Annotated in this window: 14 protein-coding genes, 2 tRNA genes and 1 riboswitch; of the genes, 10 read left to right on the top strand and 6 right to left on the bottom strand. The window is 32.1% G+C overall.

Features of this window, described 5'->3' with window-relative positions; translation table 11 throughout:
* Positions 1-9 precede the first annotated feature (9 nt).
* The 3 genes from dhaS to LL038_RS17885 all read right to left on the bottom strand — a co-directional run bounded on the left by dhaS (position 10) and on the right by LL038_RS17885 (position 3,783).
* Entirely contained in the window at positions 10-579 is a 570-nt protein-coding gene (gene dhaS, locus LL038_RS17895; RefSeq protein WP_216125309.1) for a dihydroxyacetone kinase transcriptional activator DhaS, read from the bottom strand.
* A 170-nt stretch (positions 580-749) separates the two neighbouring features.
* A complete protein-coding gene (proS, locus tag LL038_RS17890) occupies positions 750-2,186 on the bottom strand; it encodes a proline--tRNA ligase (protein WP_216125310.1) in 1,437 nt (478 codons plus the stop codon).
* 253 nt (positions 2,187-2,439) lie between these two features.
* Entirely contained in the window at positions 2,440-3,783 is a 1,344-nt protein-coding gene (locus LL038_RS17885) for a M28 family metallopeptidase (RefSeq protein ID WP_216125311.1), read from the bottom strand.
* 203 nt (positions 3,784-3,986) lie between these two features.
* Here LL038_RS17885 and LL038_RS17880 point away from each other — a divergent pair, with 203 nt between their 5' ends.
* Complete coding sequence (locus tag LL038_RS17880; RefSeq protein ID WP_216125313.1) at positions 3,987-6,149, top strand: Tex family protein; 2,163 nt, start codon at positions 3,987-3,989, stop codon at positions 6,147-6,149.
* Between the two features lie 57 nt (positions 6,150-6,206).
* A riboswitch (FMN riboswitch) is annotated at positions 6,207-6,321 on the top strand.
* Between the two features lie 88 nt (positions 6,322-6,409).
* Positions 6,410-7,039, top strand: a complete 630-nt coding sequence (locus LL038_RS17875) for an ECF transporter S component (protein ID WP_216125315.1) — start codon at positions 6,410-6,412, stop codon at positions 7,037-7,039.
* A gap of 351 nt (positions 7,040-7,390) precedes the next feature.
* Here LL038_RS17875 and rimI read toward each other — a convergent pair whose 3' ends face one another.
* Genes rimI through tsaE form a run of 3 tightly spaced genes read right to left on the bottom strand, consistent with a single transcriptional unit; the run spans position 7,391 to position 9,001 of the window.
* Complete coding sequence (gene rimI / locus LL038_RS17870; protein ID WP_216125317.1) at positions 7,391-7,840, bottom strand: ribosomal protein S18-alanine N-acetyltransferase; 450 nt, start codon at positions 7,838-7,840, stop codon at positions 7,391-7,393.
* Positions 7,833-8,546 carry a tRNA (adenosine(37)-N6)-threonylcarbamoyltransferase complex dimerization subunit type 1 TsaB gene (gene tsaB / locus LL038_RS17865; RefSeq protein ID WP_216125320.1) on the bottom strand — a complete coding sequence of 238 codons (714 nt, stop codon included), beginning with the start codon at positions 8,544-8,546 and terminating at the stop codon, positions 7,833-7,835. Before tsaB ends, rimI begins: the two co-directional genes overlap by 8 nt.
* The gene (gene tsaE / locus LL038_RS17860) at positions 8,543-9,001 is read right to left on the bottom strand and encodes a tRNA (adenosine(37)-N6)-threonylcarbamoyltransferase complex ATPase subunit type 1 TsaE (protein ID WP_216125322.1); all 459 of its coding nucleotides are present in this window, start codon (positions 8,999-9,001) and stop codon (positions 8,543-8,545) included. Before tsaE ends, tsaB begins: the two co-directional genes overlap by 4 nt.
* Positions 9,002-9,113: 112 nt before the next feature.
* Between tsaE and LL038_RS17855 the strand changes: the two genes are divergently transcribed.
* The 8 genes from LL038_RS17855 (at position 9,114) to nth (ending at position 14,984) form a co-directional block, all read left to right on the top strand.
* Positions 9,114-9,189: transfer RNA gene (locus LL038_RS17855), tRNA-Trp, on the top strand.
* Positions 9,190-9,234: 45 nt separating this feature from the next.
* Positions 9,235-9,310 (top strand) — tRNA-Trp (locus LL038_RS17850).
* Between the two features lie 99 nt (positions 9,311-9,409).
* Positions 9,410-10,390, top strand: a complete 981-nt coding sequence (locus tag LL038_RS17845; RefSeq protein WP_216125323.1) for an NAD(P)/FAD-dependent oxidoreductase — start codon at positions 9,410-9,412, stop codon at positions 10,388-10,390.
* A 536-nt stretch (positions 10,391-10,926) separates the two neighbouring features.
* Positions 10,927-11,838, top strand: a complete 912-nt coding sequence (gene cysK, locus LL038_RS17840; protein WP_216125325.1) for a cysteine synthase A — start codon at positions 10,927-10,929, stop codon at positions 11,836-11,838.
* A gap of 150 nt (positions 11,839-11,988) precedes the next feature.
* Positions 11,989-12,573, top strand: a complete 585-nt coding sequence (gene epsC, locus LL038_RS17835) for a serine O-acetyltransferase EpsC (protein ID WP_216105997.1) — start codon at positions 11,989-11,991, stop codon at positions 12,571-12,573.
* Positions 12,574-12,586: 13 nt separating this feature from the next.
* Positions 12,587-13,579 carry a tRNA epoxyqueuosine(34) reductase QueG gene (gene queG / locus LL038_RS17830; RefSeq protein ID WP_216125327.1) on the top strand — a complete coding sequence of 331 codons (993 nt, stop codon included), beginning with the start codon at positions 12,587-12,589 and terminating at the stop codon, positions 13,577-13,579.
* Positions 13,580-13,617: 38 nt separating this feature from the next.
* On the top strand, positions 13,618-14,325 hold the full coding sequence (locus tag LL038_RS17825; protein ID WP_216125329.1) for a lysophospholipid acyltransferase family protein: 708 nt from the start codon (positions 13,618-13,620) through the stop codon (positions 14,323-14,325).
* 23 nt (positions 14,326-14,348) lie between these two features.
* The gene (gene nth / locus LL038_RS17820; protein WP_216125360.1) at positions 14,349-14,984 is read left to right on the top strand and encodes an endonuclease III; all 636 of its coding nucleotides are present in this window, start codon (positions 14,349-14,351) and stop codon (positions 14,982-14,984) included.
* The last annotated feature ends 24 nt before the right edge of the window (positions 14,985-15,008 follow it).

Raw genomic sequence — 15,008 nt, 5'->3', positions numbered from 1 at the left:
CAATTATATTTAAAGGAATGAGATGGTATATCTGGTTAATGCACCTAGCATGCTTCCTTCAACTACCTCGTTTAGCTTATCTACCATTACCTTTGGAGGTTCCTTCATACCATTTTTTATCCACTGTACTGTTATGCCTACAAAAGCATGAGTATAAAAGTCTGCAATAAAACTTTTATCAGTAGCTGAAACTTCAATACCTGAGGAAACATCGTTTACTACTCCCATAATAAGATCATAGGTTTCCTTAAAAAGATATCCATCAAATGCATTTTGGCCAGGGGTATTAAGAGCATTAGTATAAAATGATTTATTGTTCATTAAATATGTTAAAGTTTTATACATGGCGTCAGTCCAATGTTCATAGTTTGTGCCACCGGCTAAATTCTCTATGGCCTCAGTATAATAAATCCAATTTACAAGATCGAATTTATCTTTGAAATGATAGTAAAAGGTTTGTCTGTTAACACCACAATTATCAGCAATTTGACGAATTGAAATTTTTGATAATGGAATTGCCTCCATTAATTTCTTAATTGATAGTGCAAGAGCTTTTTTAGTTATTTGGGATCCCGACATTCTTTTCACCTACAAACATATGAATTAATAAAAGTAAATAATAATATTAACTTTTACTAACATTATTATAACAAAATCGATACTAGCATTCAACAAAAATGAAATGCATTTAAAAATCGTCTCACTTATTAAAAAGTAAGACGATTTTTATTTGTGTTTAAAAATTATTTCTAATAAGCTCTTCCCCAGATAACATTCGCTTTAGCTGGTTTACCACAACATAAGCAAACACCTGCATCCTCTGGTTGGTCAAATGGCATACATCTAGATGATGCGCCAGCAACTTCTTTTACTTTTTCCTCGCAAGCGAGGTCTCCACACCAAGGAGCATTAACAAAACCTAAAGTTTTATCAAGAATTTCTTTTAATTCTTCAACTGTTTTTGCACTAAAGGTTCTAATATCTTGTGCATCTCTAGCTTTTTCAAAGAGAGATTTTTGAATATCAATTAAAAGTTCTGGAATTTTTGATTCTAGTTCATCCATAGGAACAAATAATTTTTCACGGGTATCTCTCCTTACTAGGACTACTTGATTGTTTTCTATATCTTTTGGTCCAACTTCAAGTCTAAGTGGAACACCTTTCATTTCATATTCACTGAATTTCCATCCAGGCATTTTATCGCTAATATCTATTTTTACTCTAGCAACTTTTGATAACATATCCTTAAGTTCTGTTGCTTTTTCAATTACGCCTTCTTTATGTTGTGCAACTGGCACGATCATAAGTTGGATTGGAGCTATAGCTGGTGGAAGTATTAGACCGTTATCGTCACCATGAACCATGATTAAAGCACCAATAAGTCTTGTAGACATTCCCCAAGAAGTTTGGTGAACATAAGCAAGTTTACCAGTTTTATCTGAATACTGGATGTTAAAAGCTTTTGCAAAACCATCTCCAAAATTGTGAGAGGTTCCACATTGTAGGGCTTTACCATCATGCATTAAACTTTCGATTGTGTAAGTTTCATTTGCTCCAGCAAATTTCTCTTTTTCTGTTTTTTTACCTTTTATGACTGGAATAGCAAGGGTTTCTTCACAAAATTTAGCATATATATTAAGCATTTTAAGAGTTTCTTCTTTTGCTTCTTCCTCAGTTGCATGTGCGGTATGGCCTTCTTGCCATAAAAATTCTGAACTCCTAAGGAAAGGTCTTGTGGTTTTTTCCCAACGTACTACAGAACACCATTGATTATATAATTTAGGAAGATCGTTGTACGATTGAATTATTTTTGAATAGTGATCACAAAATAATGTTTCGGAAGTAGGTCTTACACAAAGCCTTTCTGCGAGTAGCTCATTACCTCCGTGTGTAACCCAAGCAACCTCTGGAGCAAAGCCCTTAACGTGGTCTTTTTCCTTTTCAAGTAAGCTCTCAGGAATGAACATTGGCATATATACATTTTCATGTCCTGTATCTTTAAACATTTGATCCAATATTTTTTGAATGTTTTCCCATATTGCATAACCGTAAGGCCTGATTACCATGCAACCTCTAACGCTAGCATAATCAGCAAGTTCTGCTTTTTTTACAATGTCGGTATACCATTTTGCAAAATCTTCGTCCATAGAGGTGATAGATTCTACGAATTTCTTTCCTTTTGCCATAATTATTTTCCTCCTGTTTAATAAAAAATTTAAAATAAATACAAAAAAACCCGCATCCCGAAAAGGGACCGAGTATTACCTGCGGCACCACCCTAGTTGATATAAAAAAATAGCTACGAAAAGATCTAATTTCTATTAATACTTTTCGTTCTATTGGGCATATTTACTTCTAATAATAGGGTACTTTAAAATTAATCATAGAATAAAAATAATCATATGTCAAGAAACAATTCGTGATTATTCTTAATATCCATTAAGTGTTTTTAGTGCTCTTCTTATAAAGCGAAGAAAATATTAGAATCCCAATTATAGAAATAAGAAAACATTCTTTATAATATAAGATAATGAAGTCTCCCTTAAAGGTACAGTTAACTATCACCTTAGATGCTACATTATAACATCTTTCTATGGCAGTTAAACTTATATGATCATAAGTATCTTTTGGGGTGTGTATACGCGTCATATCATTGTCGCAAAATGTTATAGCGTCAATATTTTGCTTCCTAAAGCTCTCGTGGTCACTTGCATCTTCAAAAAGATAATTGAAAAAGATTTTTTCGCTTTCACATATCTTTGAAATTGATTTTATAAAAGGTGTTTTAGTTGTATCATTTTTTGCTCCCATGATGCATAGGGGTATAGGATTATTACTTCCAATCATGTCGAAATTAAAAACTTTACTATTGTTTATATAATCTTTATATTTTGTGATAAATTGAGATGAACCTAAGCAACCGAATTCTTCTGCATTAAAGCCTATGAAAAGAATGCTGCGATCTGGTTTTCCAAGTGAAGTTAGGTATTTGCTCATTTCTAGTATAAAAGAAAGTCCGGATGCGTTATCTAGAGCACCATTATATATAGTGCCATTTAAATCTGTGCCTATATGATCAAAGTGGGCTGATATGATTATTGGAGGACTAGATGTGTCGGTACCCTCTAAATAGCCCATAACATTGCTTATGCTGGTTTCTGAGACCTCATAGGGAACGAAACAATCTACTGTATTATCTTTGCCTATTAAATCTTTAAGCATTGTAAGGGATTGATTAGTAACCATAATATACATGTTGTACTTTGATCCACTAATAAAAGAACTTCTAAAAGATAAATCATTGTTAGGGGGAACAAACAATATGAACGGGCCGTCCGTTGTACTTACTTTTATGTAGTCGCTATTTATTGCTGTAACATTACTTTTGTTAAAAGTTAAATGATTTGTTCGAAAGTTTACCATATCTTCTTTGAAATCCTTGCTATAAACAAAATCTTTTATTAAAATTCCGTCTTTACCGGATACTTTTAAATATGGACTACCTTTAATTGTTTTAGGATACTTTACTTTAAAATTTTGAAATTCATTACCTTTATAAGGTTTTAATCCGCTCTTTTTTAATTCGGTGTTAATGTATGTAGCAATTTCCTGATTTTCTAAAGTACCAGGCAATCTACCTTTAAATTGATCGGATGAAATATACTTTATATTTTGCTCTACATTTGTAGGATTGAACTTGTATAAGGTATAATACATATGTGCACTATAAAATAATAATAAAAGACAAAATATTAAAAAAAGCGAACCAATTAGTTTTTTCATACATTTCTCCTAAAAATTTCTATATTGTATATAGATATGTGGGTAGAAATCGTGGTATGATTAAATAAGTTAATTTTAGTTATTTAAGCTTAAAAATATAAATTATGTGAGGAGGATTGGCTATTAGTCATAAGATAATAAATACACGAACATACACATTGATATTTATTGTGTTTATGATGATTTGTAGGTAGCCAAAAAATATGGAGAATATAAATAGTAGATTAATTAAAGAATTTGCAATAACTATGGAGCAGGCGGAAAGTGTAATTCAATTATTAGATGAAGGGAATACAGTTCCTTTTATAGCTAGATATAGAAAAGAGAGAACTGGTGGACTTGATGATATAATACTTAGAAATTTCACAGAGAGACTAATATATCTTAGAAATTTAGAGGAAAGAAAAACGGATGTAATACGTCTTATAGGTGAACAAGAAAAATTGACTGAGGAAATTGAAAAATCAATAAATAAATCTGAGACGCTTACAGAAATAGAGGATATATATAGACCATATAAGCCTAAGAAAAGAACAAGAGCTATAATTGCAATAGAAAAGGGTCTTAAGCCACTCGCAGAAACTATTTTTAGTGGTGAATTTAAAGGTGATATAAATGAGTATGCAGAGGGCTTTGTATCCGAAGATAAGTTAGTGAGTAATGCTTTAGATGCACTTGCGGGTGCTGGCGACATAATAAGTGAAATGATTTCAGATGAAGCTGATTATAGAAAGTGGATTAGGGGCCAAGTACATAACTTCGGAAGTGTAGAAACTAAGGGAAGTTCTGAGGACACTACGCCATTTGAGATGTATTATGAGTATAAGGAAGGAATTAAAACTATACCACCACATAGAATTCTTGCTATTAATAGGGGAGAGAAAAGCAAGATACTTTCTGTGAAAATTAAGGCTGATAATGATAAAATTATTGAGTATTTAAGAAATAAATGTTTAAAGGGTAATAGTGAAACAGATAAATTTATAGAATTAAGCATAATTGATTCAGTAAAAAGACTTATATTTCCATCGATTGAGAGAGAAATAAGATCTGAATTAACAGAAAAGGGTGAAATAGGCGCAATAGATATATTTAAAGCTAATTTGAAGGCTTTATTAATGCAGTCACCTATAAAAGGAAAAGTGGTGCTAGGCTTTGATCCTGGATTTAGAACTGGGTGTAAAATAGCAGTGCTTGATGAGACTGGTAAGGTTTTAGATATTGCTACGGTATATGCGACTGCTGGTAGTCAGGATGGCGTTAAAAAATCTATAGCTATTATTAAAGATTTAGTAATTAAAGATAATGTAGAAGTAGTGTCACTTGGTAATGGAACTGCTAGTCGTGAATCAGAAGAAATATTAGCCCAAATTATTACAGAACTTAAGCAGGAATGTTCAAGAGATTTGTATTATGTTATAGTATCAGAAGCAGGAGCATCAGTGTATTCAGCGTCAGAACTTGCATCTAAAGAATATCCAGATATAGATGTATCAATTCGAGGAGCTATTTCCATTGGGCGAAGGCTTCAAGATCCACTAGTAGAACTTGTAAAAATCGATCCTAAAGCTATTGGGGTTGGTCAATACCAACATGATGTAGCACCTAAGAAACTTGATGAATCCTTAAAAGGAGTTGTTGAAGATTGTGTTAATGCTGTTGGCGTAGATCTTAATATTGCAACGCCTGCACTTCTTGCATACATATCAGGAATAAATGCTGCTATTGCTCAAAACATTGTAGCGTATAGAGAAGAAAATGGTAAGTTCAAGGCTAGGAAAGAATTGTTAAAGGTTAAAAGACTCGGGGCAAAGGCATACGAACAATGTGCAGGATTTCTAAGAGTTATGGAGAGTAATGAATTTTTAGATAACACTTCAATTCATCCTGAGTCTTATAATGCTACTAAAAAATTATTGGATTTTCTAAACTATACAAAAGAAGATCTTAAATCTTTAAATTTCAAGGATATGGATGAGAGGATAAAAGACATTAATTTTAATGAACTTGCATTAAAATTAGAAACAGGTGCTCCAACTCTTAGAGATATTATTAAAGAAATTAAAAAGCCGGGTAGAGATCCAAGAGAGGAATTACCAAAACCAATATTAAAGACGGGCGTAGTTCAAATGAAGGATCTTAAACCAGGCATGAAACTTATGGGGACAGTTAGGAATGTATCTGATTTTGGTGCTTTCGTTGATATTGGAGTCCATCAAGATGGATTAGTACATATAAGTCAACTATCAGATAAATTTGTAAAACATCCATTAGACGTGGTTAGTGTTGGAGATATAGTAGAAGTTAGCGTAATTGAAGTTGATGAGAAAAGAAAAAGAATATCATTATCAATGAAAAATCAGTAATGAATATCTTGCTTTTTTTGTAAAACGTGTATATAATCAAATTATAAAATAAAATTTAATAATCTTCAGGGCGGGGCGAAGTTCCCCACCGGCGGTAAAGCCCGCGAGCCGTAAAGGCAGATTCGGTTAGATCCCGAAGCCGACAGTAAAGTCTGGATAAAAGAAGATGTGATATATGTGAATTCGCCCTGATATAGTTATATATCAGGGCTTTTATTATATCCATCCCTTAAAGATATATTTAAATAGGGGGTATAAAAATGAGAGACGAAAAACTTATTAAAATGATCAAGATTTCACTTTTAGCTGTTATAGCTTTTCTTTTAATGTACATTGAATTACCAATACCTATATTTCCTACATTCCTAAAAATTGACATTAGCGACTTGCCAGCGCTTTTAGGGGCATTTGCATTAGGACCAATAGCAGGAGTTATTATTGAACTTGTTAAAAATATACTACATGGAGTGTTTGCAAGTAGTACTGCGCTAGTAGGAGAATTCGCAAATTTCCTAGTAGGTTCATGTTTAGTATTAGTTTCTGGGTATATATATAAGATTCGTAAAAGTAAAGGTGGAGCTATTGTTGGATTGCTAATAGGAACAATTGTTATGTCAATCTTTGCATCTATATTAAACTATTTTGTTATATTACCTTTATATGAGTCGGTATTAAAATTTCCAATAACCGGAATTATAGCGGCAGGATCAAAAATAAACCATAACATTACAAATTTAAATTCTTTTGTTGTCTGGATGATTCTTCCTTTTAATATTTTTAAAGGAATAGTATTATCTGTAATGACTTTAGCCTTATATAAGAGTGTTTCTCCTATGCTTCATAAAGAGCATATAGAAAGTAAATACAGAAGTAAACAACAGAATTATTAATAGAAATACAAAAGACTAGCATTTATTTGCTAGTCTTTTGTATATTTTATCTACTATATAGATATGCATAACGGTATGAACTTTCTCCGAAAGTGACTCCAAATAAGAAGAGCAGAAACAATTGAAATTCCATTTAAAATTCTTCCTTTGTAAGTAAAAATTCTCGTGAGACTTCCTAAAAGGAAGGCTAGCGAACCGGCTGTAAGCCGAATGTGAGCACGTAACAATTAATAATTGTTACGCGCCCCAGAGAACTACCCAGAGGCTGAGAATTTTTACTTACAAAAGATTAGAATTTCTTAATGCAATTTCATGTTTCAAGCTCTTATTTGGAGTCGCGCAGGAGAAACTTCATAGGGTACGATTCCACATGATTACAGCATCCTCACCGTTATCTTCGTAATAATGACGCCTTAAACCTTCTTGCTCAAAACCATATTTTTCATATAAATTTATAGCAATAAAATTTGAACTTCTAACTTCCAGGGTTATTGCCGTAACTTTATGTTTCCTACAAATCCTAAATAAAGCTTCAACAATAATATTGCCAGCGCCGATGCCGCGAGCCTCGGGGTGAACTGCAATATTAGTTACATGAGCCTCATCTATAATTACCCACATTCCACCATAACCTACTATTGTGTTGCCTTTTTTTAGTACAACGTATTTAGCAAACTTATTATCTAGTTCACTTTGGAGTGAGTCTAAGCTCCAGGAAATAGGAAAGCTTAACTCACTAATATTGAGTATGGATTTAATAGATGATTCATCCATTGGGTAAATTTTAAAGTCGTTATTCATTTTTCTTTTGCCTCATCTTTTCTTCATACTCACGCTCAGCTTGAGGTTTACGTAGGTAAATAGGGACAGATGCATATATGTCATCAAAAGTTCCATTAGATAAAAGTTTAAGACCTAATTCTCCAAGAGATGAAGCTTTAGCTAGATTTAGATGGTCTGGCGCAAAACTTACCTTGGGTAAATTTGTTATAAGTTTTTCTTTGAATTTTAAGGTTCCATCTCCTACAAAGGATATGTTACAATCCTTACCCTTAAGCATAGTTATTAATTCGTCTATTGATATATTAATGTAGTCACTGATACGATTAAGTTTTTTATCATCAAAGGTATAAAGGGCGGTATAAACATTATCTCTTAAGGCATCTAGTATAGGACAAATAATTCCATCCGTATAAGCTAAGTTATATGCTAAAGAATCCAATGTAGATACGGTCACAAAGGGCTTATTTGTGCCTTGGCTTAATCCTTTTATGGTAGCCATGCCTATTCTAAGACCTGTAAAGGAACCAGGCCCCTTTGAGGCTACAAACGCGTCAATATCATCTATGCTCATTTGCGTATTTTTGAATAATTGATCAATTATAGGCATGAGTATTTGAGAATGTTGTTTTTTATAATTAAAGGTTATTTCACCAAGGACTTTGCTATCATCGAGGATTGCACAAGTTGCAGATTGCGTAGCGGAATCTAGACTTAAAATTTTCATAGTATTATCTCCTTTACATAATTGTATCTTTTATCAGAATACTCCATATTAATCTTTCTATAATTATCACCAAGTTCAGGGAGCTTTTCTATAGTTATGGTTAATTTGTTTGGTGGAATTATTTCTTCAATGTAATTAGCCCATTCAATAACACTAACTCCATCACTAAATATATACTCATCAAAGCCTATAGCTTCTATTTCATCGGGGTCATTTACTCTGTAGACATCAAAATGATATAATTTTAATCTGCCAGTATATTCATTTACAATAGTAAAAGTAGGACTTGTAATATTGTCTTTAATATCTAAGCCTTTTGCAATTCCTTTAGTTAAATGAGTTTTTCCAGTGCCTAAATCACCAATTAAGCAAATTATGTCACCTGAATTCACAAGTGATCCTATTAACTCTCCTATTTTATAAGTTTCGTCAACTGTAGTTACTATGTATTCCATAAGTTTCACCTCATTAAATATTTTATCCTAAAACATAAAAAAAGAAAAGGGCTAAAGATATAAAAAACTCTTGTATTTTATTATAGAACATGGTATGATTGGAATGTATTTTAGGGGTATAGCTCAGTTGGTAGAGTAGTGGTCTCCAAAACCATTGGTTGTAGGTTCGAGCCCTACTACCCCTGCCATTTTTATGTTTTAGGTTTTATGTTTTTCGTCTTAAAAGTTAATAAAGGGGTATGGCTCAATTGGTAGAGTAGTGGTCTCCAAAACCATTGGTTGTAGGTTCGAGTCCTACTACCCCTGCCAGATAAAACCTGTGAAATTATTTTCACGGGTTTTTACGTTTTAATATTAGTTTTATAAAAATAAGAAACAGGTTAAGATGCCTGCAACTGGAGGTATATAATGCAACAATATGACATAGTAGTAATTGGAGGAGGTCCAGCAGGCCTTGCAGCTGCTATTTCAGCTAAAGAACATTATGAAGGTAAAGTTTTGATTTTAGAAAGAGAAAAACAATTAGGTGGAATCTTAAATCAGTGTATTCATAATGGATTTGGTAAGAATATTTTTAGTGAGGATTTGACGGGGCCAGAATTTGTACAGAAGTTTATAGATAAAATTAAGGAACTAAATATTTCATATAAATTAAACACTACTGTTTTAAATTTAAGTGATACTAAAGAAATTAATGTTGTGAACTCTGAAATTGGAACTTTCAAAATTTGTGCAAAAACTATAATAATTGCTACAGGATGCAGAGAGAGGCCAAGAGGATTTTCAAATCTGCCAGGTAGCAGATGTGCAGGTATTTACACTGTAGGGTGTGCACAGAAATTTGTAAATATTGAGGGCTATATGCCAGGGAAAGAAATAGTTATATTAGGCACAGGAGACATTGCATTAACAGTAGCGAGAAGGCTATCAATTGAAGGTGCTAATGTTAAAGCAGTAATTGAGAGTAAAAACGTTATTGATGCAGTTGATAAAAAATTATGTGATTCACTAGAGGATTTCAATATACCATTAAAAATGATGCATAAGGTTGTTGATATTCAAGGGAAAAGTAGAATCGAAGGTATTACTTTAGTAAAGATTGATAGTAATAATGAAGTTATAAATGGCAGTGAGGAACGTATTTCTTGTGATGCATTACTTTTATCAGTAGATTTATATCCTGATAATGAACTGGCAAAGCAAGCTAGGGTAGTAGTTAATTCATCAACAGGACGAATTAAATTGAATGAAAATTCACAAACAAATATAGGTGGCATTTTTGCGTGTGGAGGGGTAGTTCAGGGGTATAATTTTCATGAAAGTGTGGTAAAACAAAGCTATGCTATAGGCGAAAGTGCATCACTATATGCAAACAACTCTGAGATTTAATAAAACAACAGAAATAGTATTGACATATTTTAATCTTAAGAATATAATAAAGAAAAGTAATTCATACTGAAATACTAGGAAATACTAAGAAGAAGGAAAGTAATATAGGAAGAATTTACAGAGAGAGAGTCCAAAGTTGAGAAGACTCTTATAGGAAAATTATATGAAGTGCCCTTTGGAGTTATGCACCGAACAAGTCATGAAATAGTTTATAACAAGTAAAAGATGTTGTTATTTATTATTGTTTGCCTCTGGTAGGCTGCATCGGGACTCACCCGTTATAGTGATAGAGCATAACGTTGTGCTTGAAAAAGTGGCGTTATAATCATTTTGGTGATTATAACTTAGAGTGGGACCACGAAGTAAAACTTCGTCTCTAATAATAGAGGAAGTTTTTTTTGTACCCAAAAACATATGAAATATTACAAAAATAAACAAATATGTGTCACTTTTTCATATTATGAGATTATACAAATGCAAAAATATGGATAGCTTTTAAAGAAAAATTATTTATTTTAAATTGGAGGGGTATTATTATGATGTATAACAATGTTTTAGATATGATAGGTGGAACACCAGTTTTAAAGTTGAATAAACTAGTTAATGGTGACATGGCTGATGTATATGTGAAATTAGAAAAATATAATCCAGCTGGAAGTATAAAAGATAGGGCAGCTCTTGGCATGATAGAAAAAGCTGAAAAATTAGGGCTACTAAAGGAAGGTTTTACGATAGTTGAACCGACTAGCGGAAATATGGGGATAGCTTTAGCAATGATTGGTAGAATCAAGGGATATGATGTAATTATTGTAATGCCAGATAGCATGAGTGTTGAAAGACGTAGCTTAATAAAAGCATATGGTGCACAACTTGTCCTTACAGATGGTTCAAAGGGAATGAAGGGTGCTATAAATAAAGCAAAAGAAATATCAGACGGAGATTCTAAATTCTTTTTACCACAACAATTTATTAATATAGCAAATCCAGAAAAACATTATGAAACTACTGCAGAAGAAATTTTTAGTGATATATCAGATGTAGATGTTTTTGTAGCAGGAGTCGGAACTGGTGGAACAATTACTGGAGTAGGCAGAAGATTAAAAGAATTTAATAAGCAAATTAAAGTAGTTGCAGTTGAGCCAGCAAAATCCCCAGTATTATCTGGTGGCGAACCAGGACCACATAAAATTCAAGGTATAGGAGCAGGTTTTACACCAGATATTTATGATAGTAGTGTAATTGATGAAATAATGCAAATAACTGACGAAGACGCTTTCGATATAGCAAAAAGGCTTGCTAAAGAAGAAGGTATATTAGTAGGAATTTCAACAGGAGCTAATGTTGCAGCAGCAATAAAAATTGCAAAAAAATTAGGTAAAGGCAAAAAAGTTGTTACAGTTGCTCCAGACGGCGGAGAAAAGTATATTTCAATGGGTATTTATGACTAATTAGGGTAAGATCTAAACATTTATTTCTACTCTATAGATAAAAAGCACATAGAAATAGACTAATGTGAGGGTTTAAGAACATACAAATTCATATTTTAAAATATGAATTTGTATGTTTACAAACTATAATTCTATAGGAGGAATTAATGTATGTTTAAAACGTTACGATATGATATAAATAATATATTAGAAAAGGATCCAGCAGCTAAAAATTGGGTTGAAGTAATATTATTATATCCATGTATTCATGCTGTAATAGTATATAGAATAGCCCATATGTTATATAATCATAAGATATTTTTCTTAGCCAGAGCTATATCTCAAATAGCTAGATTTTTTACTGGAATAGAAATTCATCCAGGGGCTAAGATTGGAAAAGGATTTTTTATAGATCATGGAACGGGAGTAGTCATTGGAGAAACAACGGAAATTGGAAACAATGTAACTTTGTACCAAGGGGTTACTTTAGGGGGAACAGGTAAGGACACTGGTAAAAGACATCCTACTTTAGGAAATGATGTTATAGTTGGCGCCGGTGCAAAGATTCTTGGTCCCATTAAAATAGGTACAGGTAGCAAAGTTGGTGCAAATGCTGTAGTTTTAAAAGATGTATTACCAAAGGCCACTGCTGTAGGGATACCTGCTAGAGTTATTTTTGTAAATGAATTAACAATAATTGAAATTAAAGACTACGCAGGCAATACTAAAAGAATGTACAATGATATGGTGATATAAAGGGAAAAACAATATGAGTGTTAAAGATGATATAATTAAGTTTTGCAGCATAAATGGTTTAGATGTTATAGGGTTTAGCGAATGTAGAATTTTTCATGAGCTAAATCCTTATTTTGATAAGAGAAAAAAATTAGGTCTAGAAAATGAGTTTGAAGAGAAGGAGTTAGATAAAAAGACAAACCCATTTATATATATGGAAGACGGGAAAACTATAATTTCTATTGCATTTCCATATCTATATGAAAATGATATAAGCGGAAAGGTATATTTTTCAAATTATACTATGGGAAGAGACTATCACCTTGTATTAATCGAATACATGAAAAAGATTTGTACATATATTGAGGGTCTGGGTGCAAAAGCTATGTATTTTGTAGACAGTAATGCGCTGCCTGAGAGATATATCGCAAGTCTTTGTGGATTAGGATTTATAGGAAAAAACAATATGTTAATAACAAAGAGGTATGGATCATATGTTTTTTTAGGAGAAATTATAACGGATTTAGTGATAGAGCCAGATAAAAGCGTTACGCAAAAATGTGGTGATTGTGAAATATGTCTGTCATCATGTCCTACAAGTGCTATAGTTAAAGGGAAAGTTGGAATAAATAATAACTCTAATATATGTTTGTCCTATATAACTCAGAAAAAAGATATAGAGGATTTGTGGTTTGAAAAACTAGGTGGAAGGCTATTTGGTTGTGATACTTGTCAGAAAGTTTGCCCATACAATAAAAAAGTTGAATTAAGTGTTATTAAAGAGTTTAAACCTTATGAACATATGAAAATACCTGAGCTTAAGGTATTAATGAATATTGATAATAAATTATTTAAAGATATGTACAAAATAACTTCTTGTGGATGGAGAGGTAAAAATATTATTAAAAGGAATGCAATTATTAATGCGTTTATTATTGAAAAAGTTGAAATTATAACCCTTCAGAAAGATACATCACCTTATATAAGAGATTATTATTATAGACTTTTAAAGTTTTTCAAATTATAATATTTCTATAGTCATTATTTATGAAAGGTGGAATTTAGATGCTTTCGAAATCTATGTTAGGAATAATAAATATTTTGCCAGATAAGGTTGTATCATTTATAGCAAAATATTTATTAGATTCATATATTAACAAATATGCAAATATTAAAACGCACGGAATGGAGAAAATCCAGGATATAAAGGCACCCATAATTTTCATATGCAATCATTTAAGTAATGCAGATGGCATAATTATGAACAGGTTATTAAAGGATAATAATGTAACTTTTGTTGCAGGGGTAAAGCTAACAGATAATAGGCTTACTAAGTTAGGCTTTTTTGTAGCGAAAACTATACAAGTACATCCTAATTCGCCAGACAAAGACGCTATATCTAAGATAGTAAGTACGCTAAAACAAGGCAATAATATTATGATGTTTCCAGAAGGAACTAGAAGTAGAAGTGGAAAGATGATAGAGGGTAAGAGAGGTCTTATATTAATGGCTAAATTATCAAAGGCGACAATTCTTCCAATGGGTATTTGGGGAACAGAAAAGTTATTACCAATTGATGAAAGTGATATGGCATTAGAAAAATTTCATCATGCTGATGTAAATATTAGTATTGGTGATTCTATTATGATTCCAAGTAAAGGTAAAGAGGAAGCTCGCGATGAATATTATGATAGAGTTATGAATGAAATAATGTCGGGTATAGCGGTGCTTCTTCCTGAGCAGTATAGGGGAGTATATTCTCAAAATAAATAGACAAAAATAAGTAGGTGATTTATATAAATAAAAAAACTATTAAAGTAGTTCTTGAAATTCTTAATGAAACATATGCAGGTGTAAAGTGTGGACTTGATTTTACAAACCATTATGAACTTTTAGTATCAACAATATTATCAGCACAATGTACAGATGTAAGAGTTAATGTTGTTGCAAAGAAGCTATATGCAAAATATAATACTCCAGAGGCTATGATTACATTATCAAAAGAAGAACTAGGAGAAAAAATTAAGAGCTGTGGGTTTTATAACAATAAGAGCAAAAACATTTTGGGTGCCACAAAACTTTTATTAGAAAAATATGGAGGCATAGTGCCTAGTACTATGGAAGAACTAATACAACTTCCAGGAGTTGGGAGGAAAACTGCTAATGTAGTCCTATCAAATGCATTTGGAATTCCAGCTATTGCTGTAGACACTCATGTTTTTAGAGTTTCGAAAAGAATTGGGCTTGCCTCAGGGAAAAATGTTGAGATTGTAGAACAAGAGCTTATGAAAAATATTCCAAGGAAAATGTGGAGTGATGCTCATCATTTTATTATATGGCATGGACGAGAAATATGTAAGGCTAGGAAACCTAATTGTGAGGTGTGTCCTATAGCACCTTATTGCGAATTTTTAAATGGGAAATCTAAGTGATTATTATAATTAAAGATAATAATA

This window comes from Clostridium estertheticum, from assembly GCF_026650985.1.
Taxonomy (GTDB): Bacteria; Bacillota; Clostridia; order Clostridiales; family Clostridiaceae; genus Clostridium_AD; species Clostridium_AD estertheticum_C.
Note: the sequence above shows the minus strand (reverse complement) of the source record. Positions and strands in the feature narration are given on the sequence as shown.